At 57.6% G+C, this 21357-nt stretch carries 18 protein-coding genes and 1 pseudogene; 3 read left to right on the top strand and 16 right to left on the bottom strand.

What is annotated here, in order from left to right; genetic code table 11:
• Nucleotides 1-39: 39 nt before the first annotated feature.
• Nucleotides 40-1503: a hypothetical protein gene (locus M9920_15230; protein MCO5053630.1), complete on the top strand. Its 1464-nt coding sequence runs from the start codon at nucleotides 40-42 to the stop codon at nucleotides 1501-1503.
• A gap of 43 nt (nucleotides 1504-1546) precedes the next feature.
• Here the strand turns inward: M9920_15230 and smc are convergent, their stop codons facing one another.
• Nucleotides 1547-5398 carry a chromosome segregation protein SMC gene (gene smc, locus M9920_15225; GenBank protein ID MCO5053629.1) on the bottom strand — a complete coding sequence of 1284 codons (3852 nt, stop codon included), beginning with the start codon at nucleotides 5396-5398 and terminating at the stop codon, nucleotides 1547-1549.
• 370 nt (nucleotides 5399-5768) lie between these two features.
• Between smc and plsY the strand changes: the two genes are divergently transcribed.
• Nucleotides 5769-6440, top strand: a complete 672-nt coding sequence (plsY, locus tag M9920_15220; protein MCO5053628.1) for a glycerol-3-phosphate 1-O-acyltransferase PlsY — start codon at nucleotides 5769-5771, stop codon at nucleotides 6438-6440.
• Nucleotides 6437-7417 carry an NAD(P)-dependent glycerol-3-phosphate dehydrogenase gene (locus tag M9920_15215; GenBank protein ID MCO5053627.1) on the top strand — a complete coding sequence of 327 codons (981 nt, stop codon included), beginning with the start codon at nucleotides 6437-6439 and terminating at the stop codon, nucleotides 7415-7417. Before plsY ends, M9920_15215 begins: the two co-directional genes overlap by 4 nt.
• A gap of 4 nt (nucleotides 7418-7421) precedes the next feature.
• On the opposite strand, the gene M9920_15210 is transcribed toward M9920_15215, so the two are convergent.
• The 15 genes and pseudogenes from M9920_15210 to M9920_15140 form a co-directional block, all read right to left on the bottom strand.
• On the bottom strand, nucleotides 7422-8333 hold the full coding sequence (locus M9920_15210; GenBank protein ID MCO5053626.1) for a site-2 protease family protein: 912 nt from the start codon (nucleotides 8331-8333) through the stop codon (nucleotides 7422-7424).
• Complete coding sequence (gene thrH / locus M9920_15205; protein MCO5053625.1) at nucleotides 8333-8908, bottom strand: bifunctional phosphoserine phosphatase/homoserine phosphotransferase ThrH; 576 nt, start codon at nucleotides 8906-8908, stop codon at nucleotides 8333-8335. Before thrH ends, M9920_15210 begins: the two co-directional genes overlap by 1 nt.
• 211 nt (nucleotides 8909-9119) lie before the next feature.
• Nucleotides 9120-11873 carry a pyruvate, phosphate dikinase gene (gene ppdK, locus M9920_15200; GenBank protein ID MCO5053624.1) on the bottom strand — a complete coding sequence of 918 codons (2754 nt, stop codon included), beginning with the start codon at nucleotides 11871-11873 and terminating at the stop codon, nucleotides 9120-9122.
• A gap of 399 nt (nucleotides 11874-12272) precedes the next feature.
• Nucleotides 12273-13130 carry a metal ABC transporter permease gene (locus M9920_15195; GenBank protein MCO5053623.1) on the bottom strand — a complete coding sequence of 286 codons (858 nt, stop codon included), beginning with the start codon at nucleotides 13128-13130 and terminating at the stop codon, nucleotides 12273-12275.
• A 263-nt stretch (nucleotides 13131-13393) separates the two neighbouring features.
• A complete protein-coding gene (locus M9920_15190) occupies nucleotides 13394-14299 on the bottom strand; it encodes a metal ABC transporter substrate-binding protein (protein MCO5053622.1) in 906 nt (301 codons plus the stop codon).
• An 83-nt stretch (nucleotides 14300-14382) separates the two neighbouring features.
• On the bottom strand, nucleotides 14383-15933 hold the full coding sequence (locus M9920_15185; protein MCO5053621.1) for a hypothetical protein: 1551 nt from the start codon (nucleotides 15931-15933) through the stop codon (nucleotides 14383-14385).
• A 342-nt stretch (nucleotides 15934-16275) separates the two neighbouring features.
• The gene (locus M9920_15180; protein ID MCO5053620.1) at nucleotides 16276-16479 is read right to left on the bottom strand and encodes a hypothetical protein; all 204 of its coding nucleotides are present in this window, start codon (nucleotides 16477-16479) and stop codon (nucleotides 16276-16278) included.
• A gap of 29 nt (nucleotides 16480-16508) precedes the next feature.
• Complete coding sequence (locus tag M9920_15175) at nucleotides 16509-17012, bottom strand: hypothetical protein (GenBank protein ID MCO5053619.1); 504 nt, start codon at nucleotides 17010-17012, stop codon at nucleotides 16509-16511.
• A gap of 63 nt (nucleotides 17013-17075) precedes the next feature.
• Nucleotides 17076-17159, bottom strand: a pseudogene (locus M9920_15170) (prepilin-type N-terminal cleavage/methylation domain-containing protein).
• Nucleotides 17160-17241: 82 nt separating this feature from the next.
• The gene (locus M9920_15165; GenBank protein ID MCO5053618.1) at nucleotides 17242-18039 is read right to left on the bottom strand and encodes a hypothetical protein; all 798 of its coding nucleotides are present in this window, start codon (nucleotides 18037-18039) and stop codon (nucleotides 17242-17244) included.
• A gap of 233 nt (nucleotides 18040-18272) precedes the next feature.
• A complete protein-coding gene (locus tag M9920_15160) occupies nucleotides 18273-18620 on the bottom strand; it encodes a hypothetical protein (GenBank protein MCO5053617.1) in 348 nt (115 codons plus the stop codon).
• A gap of 202 nt (nucleotides 18621-18822) precedes the next feature.
• On the bottom strand, nucleotides 18823-20022 hold the full coding sequence (gene lpxB / locus M9920_15155) for a lipid-A-disaccharide synthase (GenBank protein MCO5053616.1): 1200 nt from the start codon (nucleotides 20020-20022) through the stop codon (nucleotides 18823-18825).
• Nucleotides 20023-20064: 42 nt separating this feature from the next.
• Nucleotides 20065-20247, bottom strand: a complete 183-nt coding sequence (locus tag M9920_15150) for a type II toxin-antitoxin system HicA family toxin (GenBank protein ID MCO5053615.1) — start codon at nucleotides 20245-20247, stop codon at nucleotides 20065-20067.
• Nucleotides 20244-20435 carry a type II toxin-antitoxin system HicB family antitoxin gene (locus M9920_15145; protein MCO5053614.1) on the bottom strand — a complete coding sequence of 64 codons (192 nt, stop codon included), beginning with the start codon at nucleotides 20433-20435 and terminating at the stop codon, nucleotides 20244-20246. Before M9920_15145 ends, M9920_15150 begins: the two co-directional genes overlap by 4 nt.
• An 86-nt stretch (nucleotides 20436-20521) precedes the next feature.
• On the bottom strand, nucleotides 20522-21355 hold the full coding sequence (locus tag M9920_15140) for an HNH endonuclease (GenBank protein MCO5053613.1): 834 nt from the start codon (nucleotides 21353-21355) through the stop codon (nucleotides 20522-20524).
• Nucleotides 21356-21357: the final 2 nt, after the last annotated feature.

The raw sequence follows: 21357 nt of genomic DNA, 5'->3' as shown, positions 1-21357 counted from the left end.
CCTGCTACTAATACCGTCTCATCATCGAACGAGAAATTTATGAACCAGCTAAAATCAACACCAATTGCGGCGCTAGTCGCCGCCACTGCCCTCCTGTCCCCCTGGAGCGTCACCAGTCCCGCCGGTCCGGCGCTGACCATCTACAATCAAGATTTCGCCGTGGTGCGGGATGACGTTCCACTCGAACTGAAGGCCGATCTCAACGAGATTCATTTTGCAGGCGCCACGGCGCAGTTGGAGCCGGATTCAGTGATCCTGCGCGATCCCTCCGGCCAACGCGCGCTGCAGATTCTCGAACAAAACTACCGCAACGACCCCGTCTCGCAGGAGTTGTTGCTGTCATTGAATGAAGGCAAAACGATTTCCTTCGTGCGCGAGCGGATGAAGGATAACACGCTGACGCGTGAAATCATCAAAGGCAAAATCATTCGGAGTGGTTACGTGCCGGGAGGCGGCAAGGAACAACCCATCATCGAGGTGAACGGGGAGCTGCAATTTGCGTTGCCCGGCCAACCGTTGTTTCCTTCGTTGGGCGATGACACCATCCTCAAGCCCACGCTCAACTGGCTGTTGCGGACGGATAAACCCGGCAAGTTGGCGGCGGAAGTCAGCTACGTCACCGGCGGCTTCACCTGGGCTGCGGATTACAATCTCGTCGCTCCGGAGACTGGCGACACGGTGGATCTCATCGGCTGGATCTCCATGAACAATTCCAGCGGCAAAACTTTTGAGAACGCGAAAATCAAATTGTTGGCCGGAGACGTGAATAAAATCGCTCCATTAGAACGCAGACCAGCTACCCGAGTGATGGCCCTGTCATACGCAGCTGCCGGCGCGCCGCCAACGGTGACGGAAGAAACCTTTGACGAGTTTCACCTCTACACGGTGGCGCGCGCCACAACGCTCCGGGACCGGGAAACCAAGCAGGTGGAGTTTGTGCGCGCCGAAGCCGTCCACGCGCCGGTGTTTTACGTTTACGACGGCGGCACAAGTTCCCGCTTCTATGGCAGTCTAAACACCGATCAGGGTTATGGCGCCCAATCCAACACCAAGGTTTGGGTGATGCGCGAATTTGTGAACGCGGATACGAACCATCTCGGCGTCCCTCTGCCCAAGGGCAAGCTGCGCTTTTACCGGCGCGGCACGGATGGACAGTTGGAATTTACCGGGGAAAACCAGATTGACCACACGCCGCGCAACGAAACCATCCGGGTGCGCACCGGCAACTCGTTCGATCTTGTGGGTGAACGCAAAGCGACAAATTTCAAAACCGATCGCGGCGATAAATGGATTGATGAAACTTTCGAAATCAAGCTACGCAATCGCAAGAAGGAAGCAGTGGAAATCCGCGTGGTCGAACACCTCTACCGTTGGAGCAATTGGAAGATCAAAGCCCAGTCTGACGCTTTCAAAAAGCAGGACGCTCAAACCATCGAATTCCGCGTGACGGTGCCACCAGACGAGGAAAAGGTCATCACCTACACCGTGCATTATTCGTGGTAATCCGGGAGCGCCAGCCCCTTGCTGGCGCGTTCCCCAGACCAATTTAACTCGTCGGCAGGACGTCGTCGCTACCGGAAGAATCCGGCCCGACGGCCATCTCCAGCGCCTCGTCTTGCGCGGGTGCCGCAGCGCTCTCTGGTTCAACGCCTTTACCGCCGACGGGCGTTTCGATGGGGATCATCGGTGTCGTGCCGGTTTCCGTCACGGGCGTTTCTGCGGCTTTGTGAAATTTTACGCTGACCAATTTGCTGACGCCGTGTTCTTCCATCGTCACGCCGTAAAGCACATCCGCCATGCTGATTGTACGTTTGTTATGCGTGATGATGATGAACTGCGAATGATTGATGAACCGCTGCAAAATCCGGATGAAACGGTTGATGTTGGACTCGTCCAACGGCGCATCCAACTCGTCCAACACGCAGAACGGACTCGGCTTCACCTGATAGATCGAGAACAGGAGCGACACCGCCGTCATGGTTTGTTCGCCGCCCGAAAGCAGCGAAATGGTTTGCAATTGTTTGCCGGGCGGCTTGGCCATGATCTCGATGCCGGATTCCAATACGTCGTGTTCTTCAGTCAGACGCAAATCCGCTTTGCCGCCGCCGAACACCTCGGCAAACATCAACCGGAAATTGTCGCGGATCTGATTGAACGTCGTGGTGAACATCTCCCGTGTCTGCGTGTTGATGCGGTCAATCACCTCCAACAACTGCGCCTTCGCCTGCGTCAAATCATCGCATTGCCGGGTCAGGAACGCGTGGCGCTGCTCGGTTTCCTCGTATTCCTCGATGGCCACCAGATTCACCAATCCCATCTCTTCCAGCTTCTTTTGCAGTTCGCCCACGCGCTGGGCGACGACGTCCCAATCCACCCCTGCGCCGCTGGCGGCCATCTCTTCCGGCGAGAGCACTTCCACCTTGGCCGGACCTTCGTCAGCGTAGGTGATGGTGATGCACTCGCTCCGCACGTCGTCGAGATTGATCTCATACTTCTGCCGCACCCGCTCACGCAAGTTCTGTGCGGCCATGTTTTTCTGCACCAGCTCAACCTCCGCCGCGCCCCGCTGCTCTTGCAGTTGGGTCAACCGCCGCCGCTGCTCCCGCAACGCTTCATCACGTGACGTCACCTCCCCTTCCCGCTCCTGCTTGCGAACCAGCAAATCGGCCGTCTGAGCGTTGACCTGGGTCCGTTCATGTCCGAGGTGTTCGATCTGACCTCGCGCCTCGGCAATCTCCGCTTCCGCCTGCGCCTTGCGCGTGGTGAACGATGAAATCTCACTGCGACGTTGCGCCAACAATTGCTCCAGCTCTCGCACGCGCTGTTCGAGCGCCTGAGTCTGGCGCTGTAACGCGGCTGAAACCTGTTCCTCGGCGGCCAGCGCCACTTTGCTTTCAGTGAGGGTCGTGGTGGCCGCATCGCGTTTCTGACGCGCCGCCTCCACGGCTGACGTGCCCGAAGCCATCCCTGCCTGGGCGGCTTGTTCCCGGGTGGCCAACGCCGCGAGCGCCGCGTCGAGTTCCACGCGCTTTTCGTTGGCTTCCTTTTCCTGCGCCGTCAAACCCTGAATTTCGTAAGCAACCGTTTCCAGTTTTTGATTCAACACCCGGGTCGAATTTTGCAGCGCATTGAATTCGCCCTCGCGGGTGGCAATGGCCACTTCGCGTTGTTGCAACTCGGTTTGCGCCTCCTGCAAGCCGGCCTGCAATTCCGTCTGTTCACTCAACAGCGCACCCCGCCGCCGACTCGCCTCGGCGACGCTTTCCTGCAATTCCGCCACCGTGGCTTGCAGTTCGGCAATCTGGTTTTTGCGCCCCAGAATGGACGAAGGCGCGCGGCCATGGCTGTTGCCGTTCAGATAACCGCCGGTGTAGATGCCGTGGCGATTCAGCAGCTCCCCGCCCAGCGTCACAAAATCGCAACCCGCATGACCGTTCTGAATCTGGGCCGTGGCGGTCGCGAGATTCTCCGCAATGAAGGTCCGCCCCAACAGCGACTTGAGCAGAGTGCTGACCGACGCGTCACTTTGCACGACGCTCAAAGCCGGAATCATTTCGCCGGCGCCCAAAACCTGGTCCGCCCGATTGCCGTTACCCGGTGACATGTCGCCGGTAAAGGCCAACTGGCTTTCGTCCACGTTCCGAATCGCCAGGGCCGCCACGCTGGCGCGACCTAATTTGTTGTTCGTCAGTTCGGAAAGAATTTGCTGCGCGGATTCGGGCCGCTCGGTCAGCACCAATTGCAGGTTGTGTCCCAGGGCATTTTCAATGGCCAGGACAAACTGATCGGGCACGCGAATGCAATCCGCCAGCGAGCCAATCACCTCGCGCGATTGTCGCAACGCGGCGACCGCGCCGGCGCTGAATCCCTCGTGCGCGCCTTCCAGTTGTTTCAGCACATCGAGCCGGGAACGCTTCTCCGCCTGGCGCTGCAACAACTGATCTTGATCGGTCGAAGATTGTTGCAACTCGACCTGCAATTCGCGCAGCCGCGTCTGTCGCTGTTCAACGGTGCCGCGCGCGGTGGCCACGCTCAGTCGGTCCGTCTCCACGTTGGCCGCAAAGGTCTGCAACCGCGAATCCAGTCCGGTCTGCTCCTCCTCCAGTTGGATTTTTTCCGCCGTTAATTTTTCCAACCGCACCACATTGCCCTGTTTCCGCACTTCGAGCGTGGTGATTTCATTGCGCACCCGGGTCAAATCCTGAGCGACTGCAAACGCGTCCGCCTGCGCCTGACGCAACTGTTCCTGGCCGTCGCGCAGAGTGGCCTCGATTTGCTGCAACTCCGCCTGCTGCCGCTCGACGGCGGCGCGATGCTGGGCCAGGGCGATTTCCGACGCCGCCAGACGTTCCTGCACGGAAGTCAATTCGTGACGGGCCAGACCGCGTCGTTCTTCAGCTTCCGTGATGTCTGAAGTCGCCTGCGTATTTTGCTGCGCGAGTTCAGCAATCCGTTGCTCATTGAATTGCGCGCGGTTTTCGTGGCGATCCATTTCGCTCTTAAGCTCCAGACCCCGCTGCTGGGTGACGCTCATTTGCTGTTCCAGCTCGGCCAGCCGCTCGCGTAATTGCACAATTTCATCTTCGCCGCGCGCCACGGCCGCCGATTCCGTTTCCAGGTCGTTGCGCAATTGATCGCTCTTGGCCTGCCCCTCGCGAATCTCCTCCAGCAACACGTCCAATTGATGTCGCGCCAATTGTGTATCGAGATGCTGCAACTCCGCTTGCAACTGTTTATAGCGGCGCGCCTTGCCCGCCTGCCGTTGCAGCGACCCGATCTGGCGTTTGACCTCCCGGATCAAATCCTGCACGCGCAACAAATTCTGTTCGGTCGCCTCCAACTTGCGGAGCGCTTCGCGTTTTTGTGATTTGTATTTGGTGATGCCGGCGGCTTCCTCGAAAATCAAGCGGCGATCTTCGGGCTTGCTCGAAAGGATCTGGGTGATATTGCCCTGGGCCATGATCGAGTAACTCGTCTTGCCCATGCCCGTTCCCATGAAAAGCTGCTGCACGTCCTTCAACCGGCACGGCGTGCGATTGATGAAATACTCGCTGCCGCCATCCCGAAAGACGCGGCGCGTGACGGTCACTTCGTTGTAGGTCAACTCGACTCCCGCCGCCCGCAGTTGTTCCTCATCCACGCCACCGATGGTCAACGAGACTTCCGCCATCCCCAATGGTTTGCGTCCGTCCGTGCCGTTGAAAATGACATCAGCCATTTCGCCGCCACGCAACGCCTTGGCCGATTGCTCGCCGAGCACCCAGCGGATGGCATCCGAGACATTGGACTTACCACAGCCATTCGGTCCAACGATGGCCGTAACGCCCGGCTGAAAATTCAATGCGGTTTTATCCGCAAAAGACTTAAAACCTAAAACGGTCAAGTTTTTGAGATACATGACAAATAGTGGTTGAACGAAACCAAACCTCTAGCGCGCTGTAAAGTCAAAACCACTACTAAATGTGGTTTTGCCGTCCAACCGCACAACTAATTGGTGAGGAACCGAGATTAGCCGTCGTGCGATTTGACCACTTTTCAATCCGCTTTTTTCAACTTTTACCGACGCAACCCTTTGTAGGCTGCGTCACGATTCAACGCAACAACTTTGTGCAAAAATCTTCCTTGCGGGGCCGAGCCGCACGCCTGCGTCCCCGGGGCGTTGCGCGGCTGATTATTCCCCTCGATCTGGCAACTGCACATCATCCCCAAAAATTCGTCGGGCCAAGTTTCAACTTTCATCACGCGGTCACCCGCGTCACCATGAGGCTGTGGCGATTATTGGTTATCTCATCGTTGCGCTCTTTGGCTATTTGTTAGGCTCGATTCCGACCGGTTATCTGGTGGGCCTGACGCGGGGCGTGGACATCCGCACGGTCGGGAGCAAAAACATGGGCGCGACCAATGTCTTTCGCACCCTCGGCAAAGGGCCGGGAATTTTTGTCCTCCTGATGGATGCGCTCAAAGGTTTTGCCGCCGTCAGCTTGGTGACTCATTGTCATCCCGCGTGTTCCCAAGCGTTGCCGCATCTATTTCCGCCAACGGCCGACGCGCAGTGGCAGAATCATTTCAACCCCAGCCTGGCGGCCGGCATCGCGGCGGTGCTTGGACACAACTACACCTGTTGGTTGAAATTCAAAGGCGGCAAAGGCATCGCCACCACCGGCGGCGTTTTTCTCGCGCTGGCGCCGGCGGCAGTCGGCATCGCGGCCGTTTGTTGGTTCCTCGCTTTGCTCGCGACACGTTACGTCTCGATCGCCTCCATTGTGGCCGCCATCACCCTGCCCTGCGGAGTCTGGTTGACCCGCGACAATATGGCGTTGCGCGTGATCGTCATCGCGCTGGGTGTCCTGGCCATTTACAAACATCGGGCGAACCTTGCCCGCCTTCGCGCCGGTACGGAAAACCGGTTTAACTTCAAGAGCGCCAAACCGCCCAAATGAAAATCACCATCGTCGGAGCGGGCGCCTGGGGGACCGCACTGGCGCTGCTACTCCAACGCAGCGGTCAATCCGTAACGTTATGGGGACACGACGCGCAACGTCTGGCGGAAATGCGCCGCAGCGGTGAAAACCAGCCCTACCTGCCAGGAATTCGGCTGCCGGAGCGTCTGCGGTTAGAATCCGATCTGGCGCTCGCCCTCGATCAAGCAAATATCGTGATCCTGGCCGTTCCCTCCAGAGTTTTCCGTCCGCTCACGCAACCGTTGCGAAATTTTTCCGGTACGGTGGTGAGTGTCACCAAGGGCATCGAATCTGAAACGGGCTTGACGATGGGCGGCATCCTCACCCAAACCGCTCCACAGGCAAAAATTGCGGCGCTCTCCGGACCGTCGCTGGCTTTGGAAGTGGCCCGTGGTATTCCCACCGCCATCGTCGCCGCGAGCGCTGACCTTGCGGTGGCGCGGGAGGTTCAGACTTTGTTCCATCGGTCTGCGTTCCGCGTTTACACCAGCACCGACCTGATCGGAGTGGAATTGGGCGGCGCGCTCAAGAACGTGATGGCCATTGCGGCTGGCGTCGGCGACGGGTTGGGCTTTGGCGACAATTCCAAAGCCGCCCTAATCACGCGCGGCATCACGGAGATGCGCCATCTGGGAGAGGCTTGCGGCGCGCGCGCGGAAACCTTTGCGGGCTTGAGCGGCATTGGCGATTTGATGGCGACCTGCTTTTCCAAGCTGAGCCGCAATCGCGGTTTTGGCGAACGCCTGGGGCGCGGTGAAAAATTCGACACCATCCTGCGGAGCACGAGTTCCGTGGTTGAAGGCGTTCCCACGGCACGTTCCGCCTTTGCCCTGGCCCAAAAACTTCAGGTCTCCACGCCGATTATTGATGAAGTGTATGCGATGCTTTATGAGGCCAAAGACGTTCGTCGCGCCGTTGAGGATTTGATCCACCGAGAATCAAAAGCGGAAGCGTAACGGCTCACCGGTCATGGGATGTCGGCGCCACCCATTCGTGAAAAGGCCGCGTCGTTCCGCAATCCAAACACTGGGTCAGGTCGTAGTGCGCCCCGCACTGCGGACAAACCGCCCGGGTCTCAAAGGTGTCAAACGTCTGGCCGCAACGCCCGCAATTCCAGTATTGTCCGGCCACTGGCGCCGTGAGACAGGATGGACAGGCGTAACCGGCGCGACGCGGAATTTTGGCCAGCTTGGTAAGCACCAGCGCCTGCTGCAGACCGCGCCAGCAATTGATCACCAGGAACGCCGCCATGATTCCAATCCAGACGGATTGCAGCAGCACCGCCAGCACCACGATTCCCGCCGCGCCCACGAAGCCAATGATGCAGGCCGCCTGCAAGCTGTATGCGCGACCCAACCCATACCACAGCAGCGAACGCAGAATTTGCCCGCCGTCCAGGGGATAGATGGGCAGTAGATTGAAAACCAAAAGCCCGACGTTGATATACAGGATAATGTGCAAAAGCGTGTTGAGGTCCGGCAACGAAGCGCCCCAACCCAACTGGCGGCTCAGCAACACCAATCCCAACAGGAGCGGAGTCAACGCCACATTAACCAACGGTCCGGCAGCAATGCTCCAGAGTTGCGCGCCCGGCCGTTGCGGAGGTGAAACGTAAGCCACCCCGCCCAGCGGCCAGAGGATGATATCGTGCGTCACCCCGCCAACCTGGCGACAGGCCAGTTGATGGCCGAACTCGTGAAGCAACACCAAAGCAAACAGCGCAAGGTATTCCAGACCGTTCCACCCCAGAGAACTGTATTCGTGCGTGCGATAGTAAATGCCATACAACGCCACAAAGAACCACGACCAATGCAGATAAACGTCAATGCCCAGAAACGAAAAAATTCGGATCGAGCCACGGTGCGTTGGCATTAGAGCGCCTCCTTGATGTGTTGCAGCAATTCCGCGTGCGACTCCATCGGCGTGAATTGCGGGAAATCGCGTTTCACATTTTCCGGCGCGTGAATGAGAAACGCCACGTCAGCTTCGCCCAGCATCGCCGTGTCATTGTAGGAATCCCCGGCTGAAATCACTCGATAGTTCAACGACTTGAGCGCCGCGACGGACTTCTGCTTTTGATTGGGCTGACGCAATTGATAGCCGGTGATCCGATCATTCGCCACGATCAACCGATGACAAAACAACGTCGGCCAATGAAGTTGTTTCATGAGCGGTTGAGCGAATTGCTCAAACGTGTCTGATAAAATGATGACCTGCGTCAGGGTCCGGAGCGCGTCAAGAAACTCCAACGCCCCCGGCAGAGGTTTGAGCGTGCCGATGACTTCCTGGATGGTGGACAACGTGATGTGGTGCTGATCGAGAAGGTTGATGCGGTAATTCATCAACCGGTCGTAATCCGGCTCGTCGCGCGTGGTGCGACGCAATTCCGGGATGCCGGTTTTCTCGGCGACGGCGATCCAGATTTCCGGCGTCAACACGCCTTCCATATCCAAAGTGACGATTGATTGTTTCACGCCCGGGCAGTCTTTCAGAAGCGAAAGAGGGTGTCCAGCATCGCTACGGAAAATGCCAAGCCGCCCCGGTTGCCCGGAGCGGCTTGATTGTAGCGGCCTTGTAGCGGCGGCCTGCGACCACCGCCAAACTTCATCGCCAGATGACGTCGCTCATGGAGCAACGCTACCAGTGCAATGCGACAATTTATTTCTTTTTCTTCGCCTTCGCCTTCGTCTGGCGCTTCTCTTCGACAGCGGCTTGCGCGGCGGATAAACGCGCCACGGGCACGCGGTAGGGCGAACAGCTAACATAGGACAGGCCGAGCCGATGGCAGAATTTCACGGAATCGGGGTCGCCACCGTGTTCGCCGCAGATGCCGAGCTTGATGCCCGGACGCGTGCGGCGTCCCTTCTCGACGGCGATTTGCATGAGTTGCCCCACCCCGGTCTGATCCACCGAAGCAAACGGATTTTTCTTCACGATTTCGTTCTCGGTGTAAGCGCCGAGGAACGTGCCCGAGTCATCGCGGGACATGCCGAGGCAGGTCTGCGTGAGGTCGTTCGTGCCGAAGCTGAAGAACTCGGCGGTTTGCGCGATTTCATCGGCGGTGAGCGCGCCTCGCGGAATTTCAATCATCGTGCCGACGGAATAGTTGATCTTGACCTTCTTTTCCTTCTGCACCTGCGCGGCCACTTCGTGAACGATGGCCACCTGCAGATCAAGTTCGCGCTTGAAACCCACCAGCGGAATCATGATTTCCGGCTTCGCTTTGTAGCCGTCCTTCGTCGCGTCGGCGGCGGCTTCAAGCACCGCGCGTGCCTGCATGCGGGTGATTTCCGGATACCGGATTCCCAGACGACAACCACGGAAGCCCAGCATCGGATTGAACTCATGCAACTCGTTCACGCGGTTCATGATCTTCTCGACGGTGATGCCCCGTTTGCGGGCAAAATCCATTTGCTGTTCCTTGGACTGCGGCAGGAACTCGTGCAGCGGCGGATCAAGGAAACGGATGGTGGCCGGATGACCTTTCAGCGCCTTGAAAATGCCGTAGAAGTCCTCGCGCTGAAACGGCAGCAGTTTCGTCAGGGCCGCTTCGCGCGCGGCCGAGGTGTCCGCCAGAATCATCTCGCGCATGGAATCAATGCGATTGCCCTCGAAGAACATGTGCTCGGTGCGCGTCAACCCGATGCCCTCGGCGCCAAACGCCACGGCTTGTGATGCCTGCTCGGGCGTATCGGCATTGGTACGCACGGAGAGCCGGGTGGCTTTCTTGCACCAATTCATCAACTGGATGTAGTTCCGATACTTTTCCGTCTTGCGAGCGGCCTGATCATCGTGCAACAGACCCGCGATGATCTCGGACGGCGCGGTTTTAATCTGTCCGGCATAAACGGCGCCCGAAGTGCCGTCAATGGAAAGAAAATCACCTTCCGCAAAAGTTTGGCCGTCAATCGTCGCCGTCTTCTTGTCGTAATCAATCACGACTCCCGCCGCGCCGCAAACACAAACCTTGCCCATTTGACGGGCCACCAGCGCCGCGTGCGAACTGACCCCGCCGCGCGCGGTAAGAATCCCTTCGGCCGCAATCATGCCGCGCAAATCTTCTGGAGAGGTTTCCAGACGCACAAGCAACACTTCTTCGCCCTTCTCGGCGGCCTGGGCCGCGCGATCCGCGTTAAAGTAAATTTTACCCGTGGCCGCGCCAGGCCCTGCGGGCAGACCGGAAGCGATGACCTTGGCCTTCTGCAGCTCGCCCACATCAAAAATGGGGGTGAGCAGTTGCGAAAGCTGATCCGCCGGGTTGCGCAGGATCGCGGTTTCCCAATCAATCAATTTCTCCTTCACCATGTCGGCGGCAAATTTGAGCGCGGCCGCGGCGGTGCGTTTGCCATTGCGCGTTTGCAACATGAACAGCTTCCCCTCCTGCACGGTGAACTCGATGTCCTGCACATCCTTGAAGTGCTTCTCGAGGATTTGGCGCACGTGCAACAGTTCCTTATGCGTCTGGGGCATGTGCTCTTTTAACTTCGCCACCGGCTCGGGAGTCCGGACGCCGGCCACGACATCTTCGCCTTGGGCATTGATGAGGAACTCCCCGTAAAATTCATTGGTCCCGTTCGCCGGATTGCGGGTGAACGCCACTCCGGAACCGGAATTTTCACCGGTGTTGCCGAACACCATCGCTTGCACGTTGACCGCGGTGCCCCACTCGGACGGAATGTTGTATTTCCGGCGATAAACAATCGCGCGATCATTCATCCAGGAGCCAAACACGGCACTGGCGGCGCCTTGCAATTGATCCCACGGATTCTCGGGAAAATTCCGGCCCGTTCGTTCCTTGACCAGGGCTTTGAAGCGTTTGACCAATTCCGCCTGGTCGGCGGCCGTGAGCTTCGAGTCTTCGATATCCGCGTGATAACGCTCCTCCTTCAACGCGTGGATCACGGTTTCAAAAGGCTCGTGATCTTCGCCCTCGCGCTTTTGCACGCCCAATACCACGTCGCCGTACATTTGGATGAAGCGCCGGTAACAATCCCACGCAAAACGCGGATTGTTCGTGGCTTTCTCCAAGGCGAAAACGGTCTGGTCGTTCAAGCCCAGGTTCAAAATCGTATCCATCATTCCCGGCATGGAATCGCGGGCGCCGGAACGGACGGCTACCAACAGCGGACGCCCGCTGGCCGCGCCGAATTTCGCCCCCATGATTTTTTCCATGTTGGCAATTCCCGCTTCGATCTGTTTTCGGAGTTCCTTGGGATAGGTCTTTTTATGCGCGTAAAAGTAGGTGCAAACTTCGGTGGTAACCGTAAAACCGGGAGGCACCGGCAGGCCGATTCGAGTCATCTCAGCCAGGTTCGCGCCTTTGCCGCCGAGGAGCGCTTTCATGCTCCCGTCGCCATCGGCTTTTTTGTTGCCCCATTGATAAACGTATTTGGTGGATTTTGCTTTTGCCATATATGAATTGGTATCTGTTGTCCGAAAATGAACCGTAAAACCGGGCGCTCAGGGTATCAAAGCCAATCAGGGAGTCAATGAATGAACCGGGGAAAAAGCGGGAGTTATCAAGACAATCACTTGCTTCCCTCCACGCTGCACGCGTTAAGTCCTTAACTAGCCATGCCAACCGACGGATGAACCGCGAACCACCTGGGCCACGCGAAAGGAAATGGCAACCGGAAAAGCCGTTGTTCCCGTCCCAGTTTTCGCGTGGTTGGCGTATTTCGCGGTGGTAATCATTGATATGGTTATGCCCCGTTTTACGTCCGCTGGTGAATTCCGTCAAGTGTACTCCACAACGCAAATGCAGCATCCAGGACAATGCGGCAGCTCGCCCACATTCCAGTCAGAACCACTTCAACGGCACCGGCGCAATAGTGGGGCGGCGATTCCCGTCAATAACAACGCTCCGCCCAACGCGCAGACCACCGCCGCGCCCGTGGGCACGTCCAGTTCGAATGACGCATACAACCCCACTATGCTCGCCAGCGTCGCCACACACCATCCAACCAACAAGCGCACCAGCAGCGAGTTCACCAGGAACGTCGCGCACGCCGCCGGCACGATGAGATACGAAAACACCATCAACACGCCGCCGACCTGCACAAAGCTCGTCACGATCAACCCGAATAGCGCGTAGAACAAGAAGTCCCAGAAATGCACGGACCAGCCGCCTTTCGCGGCGTGGTCGTGATCGAACGAGAGTTTGATGAATTGCTTGCGGAAAATAAAATGCACCACGCCAATGACGGCATACAGGGCGGCAGTCCGGCCAATCTGTGGCGGCGTCACCGTGAGCAGATCGCCGACGAGGGTGCGTTGCAGTTCCTCCTTGCCGTGCGGACTTTTGCTCAACAACAAAATCCCCGCCGCCGCCGCCACGACGTAGATGATGCCGATGAGCGCCTCCTGCGGCACGCGCGCATGTTTGCTCGGGCGCGTGAAGGTGAACAACAACGCCCCGGCCAGCGTGAAACCAAGCGACCAGAAGTAGTTGTGCGGATCGTCGGCTTCGTGACCGAGATAAAGACAGACGCACGTTCCAAGGGTCGCCACCTGTGCCAGCGCGAGGTCCACAAAGATGACTTCACGCCGGATGATGTGCAGGCCGTAATAGACGAGAACGCCGGGCAACACGAGGCACGCGACCAGCGGCCACATCATCACGGACATGATTTGCGCCCATGTCATGGCATCAGGAACATCAATGCTCATAATGCATAATTTTGGTTGTAGCGTTCTCCGTCATCTCGCTCTCCTCTCCCAGAAGAGGAAGAACCGTTCGTCGCACGCGACCAGCGGCCACGTCATCACCGATAAAATTTCATTCATAATTTTTTAACCACGGATGGATACAGATAAACACGGATGAGGAAACGTTTGGCGCGAATTTCACGAATTGGCGCGAATGGAATTCAATTCGTGGAAATTAGCGAAATTCGCGTCACCTCGGTCTTTGCTTTTAATCTGTGTTTAAATCATTTTTTCTCCAACGCCGCCGCCAACGAGTTCACCAGATAATCTTCCAGCGCAATGTAGCTGTCCGCGCCTTTCACGCCTCCGGGCATCTGCGCCACGTCCACCACGGTTGCGTCCGTGCTGCGCGCGACGGTTTGCGCTGTCTTTCGATTCAGATACGGGTCCACGATGATGACGCGCGCGTTTTCCTCCTTCATCCTGGCGATGACCGACGCGAGATGCGCGGGCGATGGCGGAATCCCCGGCTTCGGCTCCAGGAAAATATTCATCGTCAATCCGTAGCGCGCCGCGAAATACGGCCACGAGTTGTGATAGGAAACCACTTTCGCGCCCTTGAACGGCGCGAGTTTCGCCGTCCATTCCGCGAGCTTGGCGTCAAGCGCGTCCGTAAATTTTTTCGCGTTGGCGCGATACGCTTCCGCACCGGCGGAATCCAGCTTCGCAAACGCGTCCGCCAGATGTGCGGCGACGATTTTTGCGTTCACCGGATCAATGACGTAGTGCGGATTGCCCAGCGGATGAATGTCGCCTTCGGCGCGCGTCAAAGTGGTCGGCACTTCGAGCATGACAACCCCGGCGTTGCCCAGAATGCGCCCCGGCTGACCGGACTGGATTTTGGCATTGCGCGCTCCCGTCAACAACGCCGGCAGCCAGCCGATTTCCAGGTCCGCGCCGCCCTCGATGAGCGCATCGGCACGATTCAGCTTCACGATGAAGCTCGGTTTGGCGTCCACGAAATGCGGGTCTTCCGTGGGCCGTGCCAGCGTGGTGATTTCCACTTTGTCGCCACCGACCTCCTTCGCGATGGAAGCGAGGTCGGGCGTGGTGACGACGATGTTTAACCTGGCGTGGGCGGTTGTTGCCAAGAGCAATGCGCCAAGCAGTAGTGCAAATTTTGTTTTCATTTTCATAACCTTCATTGGGACAAACAGGGCGAATGCGATTGATTTGTTTTTCACTTCATCATTCTTCATTCATACTTCTTCCTTCAAAACTTGTGCGCTGCGTGCGCCCCGAGCAGAAATTCAAATTGCAGCCACACGGAATGATCCCGGCCCAGATCGCGCCGGTCATCGTAGTTGTATTGCAACCGGATTTTGGAAAACTCCGTCGGATACCAGGTGAGATTCGGCGTTAATCGCCACCGCTCATTTCGCTGAGGATCGCGCCCCAACGACGCGCCGCCGCCGTTCCCATCGACGAGCAACAAGCCCGCGCGTTCGTAGGCCGCCCGTTCACCCGTCACATAATCGAAACGCAATCCGGCCACCCACCCCTGCCGAAAACCGTAGAGCAGTTGCGCGTAACCGCCGTAATCCGTCACCGTTTCCGAAGCCAACACCGCCGGCGCCAGCCCCGTCGCGTCCGTGATGATGCCGGCGTCCACGAAGCCGTCGCCGTCATTATCGCCGCCGTTGCCATTTTCATCCCAATCGAACGCGCCGAGTTGATAGCGCCGCACCATGACTTCAGTTTGAAAACTGACGAATGGAAATCCGGCGTGAGCATTCGAGGGTTTCCATTTCCAATACAAATCCAGACCGTAAATCTGCGTCACTGTATCGCCGCTGCCGCCGCTGGCATTCGGCCCGAACGCGCCGGATGCGCCCAACACCAACGTCTGTTGATCCGTCACATCAAACGACATCGCGTAGCGTGGCGTGAATAACAAATCCGTCACATGTCGCACGCCGCGATCATTCTCCGCGTGCCGATAACCAAACGGCAGCCGTTCCTCGCCTTCGCCCGCGTGCGCGTCGCCGTCGCTGCGAAAACTCGCTGCCGTTTCGCCCTGGCTATTTTGGATGCCCAACATCAATTCGGAATAAAACGGCGTCGGCGCCAGCCAACTGAGCCGCGCGCCGGGATTGCGCAAGCCGTCCGCGCCGAGGAAACGTCCGTTGACGAGCGGCGAATCCACAAAGCCCCAAGTGTGCGGATGCTGCGCGTTGGCCCGGCCAAACTCGGACAAAATTTGTCCGGCGCGAATCTGGAAATTGCCCGGCAAGGAAACCGTCTCCAGCCACGCCTCCTCCAGTTCCATGAAAGACTCGCCGCCGGAATCCACCGAGAACAGGAGGTTCGCGTTGCCGCGCAGATACGGGTCCACCGCGCCTTGCAGATTCATCTCGACGCCTTGCACCGTGAAACCGTTCTGATTCGGATCGTGCCCGCCCAATTGCGTGCCGCCCTCGATGTCTTTCGTCGTCGAACCACCCGCCGCAAAGGTTCCCACGAATCCGATGTCCGCATACGTGCCGCCGCGTCCGATCCGGAGGGGGTCACTGGGCAACCAGCCTTTGGCCGGCGTCGCCGAAGCGCTGGTTGGCGCGGAGCCGTTGGAGTCCGGTGACGCAAGCAAAGTGGAGTTGGTCGCGGCGGAGTTGAGTTTTTGTTCGAGTGATTGCATCCGCTCGCGCAGCTCACGAAGCTCGCGCTGCAACAACTCGACTTCATTGGTTTCCTGCGCGCTGACCGCACTCGCGATCAGAACCGTCACGCCCACCATTATTGTCCCCTGCCAAAAATTTCGGTTCATACCAAATTCCGTTCTAAGCTTTCCGGGCCACCTCGATACGAGTCGGCCACGAGAACTACCAAACGGGTTAAAATGAATCCTGCCCACGCGGGCCGGACCAACAACACGGATTACGACTGGGAAGAAACGGAGGCGGGCGGACCGCGAGTGGAAACGACGGAAGGATCCATCGCGGCGGGAACAACGATTTGCGGCGCGGGCAGTGTCCAAGCGACAGACAGCGACGCAAAAACCTCTGACACTGTGACCAGCGGCGCGTTGAGTTGCCCTTCGACCAGGATGCAGACCGCGCATGGACTTTGCGTGTGACCACGGTTGGAATGAAGCCGTTCGTGCAGCCAACTACTGGCGGAAGCCAGCGTCAGCAACAGCATCAGCGTCGCCAGCAAACCGGCTAGAACCGGTTTGTACTGCTTGAAATTCGCTGGCGTTGAAAGCCGCATCAGAGGGGATTTGAGCAAAGCCAATGCCGCCGCACAAGGTTTTTGCCCGGCATTTTATCAGGAGCTGCAAAACCTCCCCGGCCCGCTCGCCAATAACTGTCATCCGCCGAAATTTGGAATCAAGTGATCCGCTTATTTAGCCAACATTGGATGCCAGAGATCGAGTTGTTGCGGCGGATAAAAGGTGGTTTCCAATTTGCGCCGTTCCGCATGGCCATCCACGAATGTGTAATTCGCTTTGAGCGCATGACGTTGCGCCACCACTTCCGCGGCGTCCGCTAACGTAACCCAGTAATTGGGCATGATGTGGTCGGCGCCACCCGCGTTTTCAGCGAATAGAATGGTCACGGCCGGCCTGGGAACCGTGGCGATGCGTCGCCAGGTAGCGGGTTTGCCGATGTAATCATCCGCGGCACTCAGTTCGAAATAAACATTCATGCCGTAGCTCAGTGGCGCGGCGCGCTGGTCGGATGGACAGCGGTACAACCCGGTCAGCAGATTGGTCCAAGTGGTGGAATTAAAACCTAGTTGTGGTGCGAGACTGCGCGCCCAGGTCAATTCACCGTGAGCAAAAGCCGAGTGTTGGCTGCGCGGAAAACAATCACGGTTCTCATCCGCATAAAGCCGCGTGGCCAATCCCAGTTGTCGTATCTGGTTCAGACATTGCGTGGCTCGTGCCGTGGCCTTGGCTCGGGATAACGCCGGCAGCAATAACGCCGCGAGAATGGCGATGATCGCAATCACCACCAGCAACTCAATCAGGGTAAAACCGTCACGAGCCAACCGACCTCGAAGTAACGGATCAGGTCGGAAGCTCGTGGTGGATGAAATCTGGGGAGCGATCATGCTCGGTCTTCCGGTCAATTCAGTATTGATAACGCATCCGGAAGAACTGGGGCGCCGGCGTTGGCTGCAATTGCACTTCCATAAGCTCTCCACGCCGCGCGGGCGTGTTGGTTACAGCGCTCCAAGCGGTCACCTGATCCGGCTTTGGCGCGGCTTCGAGCGTCCAATTGGTAACCACTTCCGCCGACCAGGTCAGCCGCAGGTCCGGCGTCAAGGTCAGGAGCGGTCGTCCATCGGGTTGATTGGTGAACTCGAATGTCAGCGGTCCACTGGATGTCGCCGGCAATTCCCGGTTAGCGATGGTATCCACCAGATAGACTTCGAACACGGCGGTATAGCCGTTGGTCCCCGGCGGCGTGGTCACCAAGGGATGATACATCAGGCCATTCCAATACAGCGCATTCGTTACGCCATCAGTTCCGAAAATCGGCGTCATCGCCTTCGGCGCCGTGCCCATGTAGTCATAGAAGCGCAACTCCGATGGACCGGCCAATTTGCGAATCCACATCTGCGTGCCCGCCGGCAGCGGATCGCTCATGCTATCCATGACAAATCCATAACGACGGCTGAACGACGCGCCTTGCCGACTTGGATCGAGCGCATCAAACCACGGATCCACCGGATCAAAGCTCGACCCGGGATGACTCACCAGCAACGGCGTGAGTTGGGGAATTTCATCCGGCATTGCGACCTGCATGCGGTCGGTCTCCGCGTGATAGGCCACCATCGGCATTAGCATCCCGCCTTGCATGGGCACCGCGGACAATACCTCGGCTCGCCCCCAACCTAACCCGCACGCCATTACGAGCGCGCTCACTGAAAATTTAATCATACTTTGCATACTTCAAACTCTTGATTTCTCGTTTCTAAAATTTCTCAAATTGCTATCGTGACGCCCCGTTGGAAGTTTCAGTCCGTCAGCCCGTACAAATTCGCGGGCGGTGTGACGTTCCATCGGAAGCTTCGGAAAGACGGAATGGAAATAATCCCTCCGCGTGTAATTCAAATCAGCACCGCAACCCCAACGGCAGGTTGGCCAAATGCGGCCGCTTAAACAGAATGGAGAAACGAATGGGATCGCGGACGAGGTTTCGGCGGCTCATCCGAACGCGAGTTCAGCGTTGGCGACGTGGCGGGAATGGAGGAGAAAACTTCGGTGATGACAAAATCTTCAACGGAAGGAATCAAACCAAAATCAAATTTGAGCGCCTCTGAATTCTGCTGCTGGTTCGGTTGCCGGCTATCCTGGCGGCCTTCCTGAATGACTTCGCAAAGCGCACAGGGATGTTTGCCGTCAAAAGTTTTGCTCACGGCTTCAGTGAACGAAGCGTCCCGCGAGTAACTAATCATCATGCCGACCCAGGCGATTGGTTGTAGCAAGGCCCAATGCGCTCCCATTGATAATGAGAGTGCCGCCACCAATACCCACTTGGAAACCCGCTTCAGCACCGCTTCATGGTTGTCGCTGACGCAGCCAGTGTCAATTCCAGTTCAGATCGCGGCGAAGCCTCAAGACCCGCCTGCCGGATTTTTCATGAAGTCGCCACCAACTCGGCGAGCTGAGGCGCGACTGGTTGCAGTGCGATTCCACCAAATCCAACTACAACAAACTCAAAACCGCTTCGGCAGCACGTTCCGGCGCCCCCGGCGCTCCCAACGCCGCAATCACTGGCGCCAGTTGTTGCTGGACTTGAATCCGGCGTTGCTCATCGCGCAACAATTCCAAAGCGGCGCGGGCCAGATGATCCGGTGTTGCCGCTGATTGCACCAGCTCGGGATAAATTGGCGCATCAGCCAGGAGGTTGGGCATGGCCAGATATTTCACCGTAACGAGCCGGCGACCGATGCAATACGTCGGCCACGAGGTTTTATAGAACACAACCGCCGGCACTCCGTGAAACGCACATTCCATGGTGATCGTGCCCGATTTGGTGAGCGCCAGTTGCGCGGTCGGCAACACTTCGGCCAAGCCCCCCACCTGCACGTCAAGTCCGGCGGGTAAGGGAGCGGTTTTGACTAACGCCGCCAACGTTTCATTCGGCACGATCAACTTTCCCGTCAAGGTTGGAATTTCACGGCGCAATTTTTCGAAGGCCGCGATGACCAAGGGGCCGTGGCGGCGCACTTCGTCGCGGCGGCTGCCCGGCAGCAAAACAATCTGCGCTGCCGCGGTTGGATTCGCCTTGAGCAACGCGGACGACTGTGCGCGCCCCAACATCGGATGGCCGACAAAATCCACGCGCAACTTCGGCACCCGCCGGGCGTACCACGATTTCTCAAACGGGAAAATGCTCAACAGCAGATCGCAATATTCCGCCAGTGCGTAGGCGCGTCCGGGTCGCGAAGCCCAGACCTGTGGAGAAACAAACTGCACCAGTTTGGGATGCCAGTTTTGAAACCAGCCATGCTGCTTCCGCACCTGGGCGTGAATGGCGCGGGCAAACCGCAGATTAAACCCGCTGGAATCCACGCCCACGATGACTTCCGGTTCCCGTTGCCGGGCGATCGTCTTCAGTTGCTTGAAGGCGCGGCGAAAAGCGCCGAAATTTTTCAAGACTTCAGCAAGACCGATCACTGAATACCGCGTCAGGTCGCACACGATTTCCACTCCCGCCGCCGCCATCCGGGGACCGCCCGCGCCGAAGAAGCGGGGCGCAAGTGAAGTGTGCAGCGGCTGCACGTCCGCCGAGGTGTGCCGATGGCGCAACGGAATTTTTTCCCGCAAAGCCGTCACCAATTCCGCCGCGAGCTGGTCCCCACTGGGGTCGCCCGCGATCAGCATGAAAGAAAGTGGTTTCACGATTTTATTCTGACACCGCACCAGCGACGGTGTGGAAAACGATCACGCGGCATCGCTCAATTTTTTGATGATGCTTCGCGCCAAAATTTCCTTGAGTTCGCGGTGACGCGGCACCGGCTGGCACATTTTGGTGCGAGGATTCTGATACCAATCATGTTTGCCGCCGTGCCGGATGAAAATGCAGCCCATTTCATTCAGACGTTGGATTAGCTCGACGCGCTTCACGAGACTTGCAGTTCCGCCACGCGGCGCACGGCGGGAAGTTCGCCACTGGTCAACTCCTTGTGCAAATCACGCAAATGCTCTTCCAAATCGGCCAGCGACTCGCCCTGCGTCAGGTAATCGGGAAATTCCTCCAAGTGGCCGAGCCAGGCGTCACCATCCTGCCAGTACACGTAACGGATGCTTTGCATGGCTAACTAATACACCCCACCGCAAGCCCCGTAAAGCCGACATTGCCCGCCACTCAAGTCGCCCGCGATAAGCAGAAGGGAAAGCATTATTTCAATGCAGAGGCGCAAAGATGCGGAGAAATCAAACCATTCAATGACCGGCATTTCCCGTCACGGTGAATCATCGCATGGCAGTTCGCACAAACCACGGCAAGGTCATCAAGTTTCGTTTGACTCGGTGCTGTTCTATCACCAAGAGGTTTTAGATGATGCACATGGGCAAAATCCCGGCCAATCTCGCCGTAAATTTCCTCAAAATCAAAACCGCACCTTGGCACTTCGCATTTGAGCCTACCGTTTCCTGATCTCCGAGCCTCATTGATTTTGGCGTCTCGGAGGAATTGCTCCCGCGTACGGTGTCTAATGAGAGCTATTCTTGTCGCACCTTCCATCGCCACAAGCTCCGAGTCGGTAGCCACAATAGCCATAGAAGTTTTCCCAATATGAACCGACCACTTCTGTTCCAACTCATCCGCAATATCATCGGGAATTCGCGTGCCTGATGCTTGTGGTGTCCAATTAAAATCAGCCAATTTTCCTTTTTGAAGCTCCTTTAATCCAAGTGGGGCATTGGCGACTGGCTCCATAAGCCGCTCCCATTCTCCATCAATGCCAAGGCACTTTTCTCCCATCGCCGCTTTTTCGACATTCCAATGCGACCTCAAACGCGGCGAGGTTGTCACCCATCCTGAACCAATGATTCCTTTTGGTTCTTCGGCAACTCTCATTAAAAAAATTCGATCTCCCGGAGAAATGCTTTTGCTGTTGCCGCAACTCCAACTTGCAATAACGCCTTTGCCAGCCAGTGTTTTGGCGCTCGTTTCAGCAAGGTCATCCCAGTGCCAGCGCCGGGGATTCCAAGTCAGCAAATATGTTTTCATCT

It is taken from the genome of Verrucomicrobiia bacterium, assembly GCA_023953615.1.
Classification (GTDB): Bacteria; Verrucomicrobiota; Verrucomicrobiia; order Limisphaerales; family JADLHS01; genus JADLHS01.
This window is presented reverse-complemented; position numbering and strand designations above follow the sequence as displayed.

Bases quoted from the DNA above. Each gene is read 5' to 3' on its own strand.
- M9920_15180 (MCO5053620.1), bottom strand. From the start codon at position 16,479: ATGACAGTTATTGGCGAGCGGGCCGGGGAGGTTTTGCAGCTCCTGATA.
- M9920_15190 (MCO5053622.1), bottom strand. From the start codon at position 14,299: ATGAAAACAAAATTTGCACTACTGCTTGGCGCATTGCTCTTGGCAACA.
- M9920_15140 (MCO5053613.1), bottom strand. From the start codon at position 21,355: ATGAAAACATATTTGCTGACTTGGAATCCCCGGCGCTGGCACTGGGAT.
- smc (MCO5053629.1), bottom strand. From the start codon at position 5,398: ATGTATCTCAAAAACTTGACCGTTTTAGGTTTTAAGTCTTTTGCGGAT.
- ppdK (MCO5053624.1), bottom strand. From the start codon at position 11,873: ATGGCAAAAGCAAAATCCACCAAATACGTTTATCAATGGGGCAACAAA.
- M9920_15160 (MCO5053617.1), bottom strand. From the start codon at position 18,620: ATGGGAGCGCATTGGGCCTTGCTACAACCAATCGCCTGGGTCGGCATG.
- thrH (MCO5053625.1), bottom strand. From the start codon at position 8,908: ATGGAAGGCGTGTTGACGCCGGAAATCTGGATCGCCGTCGCCGAGAAA.
- M9920_15185 (MCO5053621.1), bottom strand. From the start codon at position 15,933: ATGAACCGAAATTTTTGGCAGGGGACAATAATGGTGGGCGTGACGGTT.
- M9920_15145 (MCO5053614.1), bottom strand. From the start codon at position 20,435: ATGCAAAGCATCCGTTACGTGTACTGGCAGGATGGTGACGCCTGGCTC.
- M9920_15210 (MCO5053626.1), bottom strand. From the start codon at position 8,333: ATGCCAACGCACCGTGGCTCGATCCGAATTTTTTCGTTTCTGGGCATT.
- M9920_15215 (MCO5053627.1), top strand. From the start codon at position 6,437: ATGAAAATCACCATCGTCGGAGCGGGCGCCTGGGGGACCGCACTGGCG.
- M9920_15195 (MCO5053623.1), bottom strand. From the start codon at position 13,130: ATGAGCATTGATGTTCCTGATGCCATGACATGGGCGCAAATCATGTCC.
- M9920_15230 (MCO5053630.1), top strand. From the start codon at position 40: ATGAACCAGCTAAAATCAACACCAATTGCGGCGCTAGTCGCCGCCACT.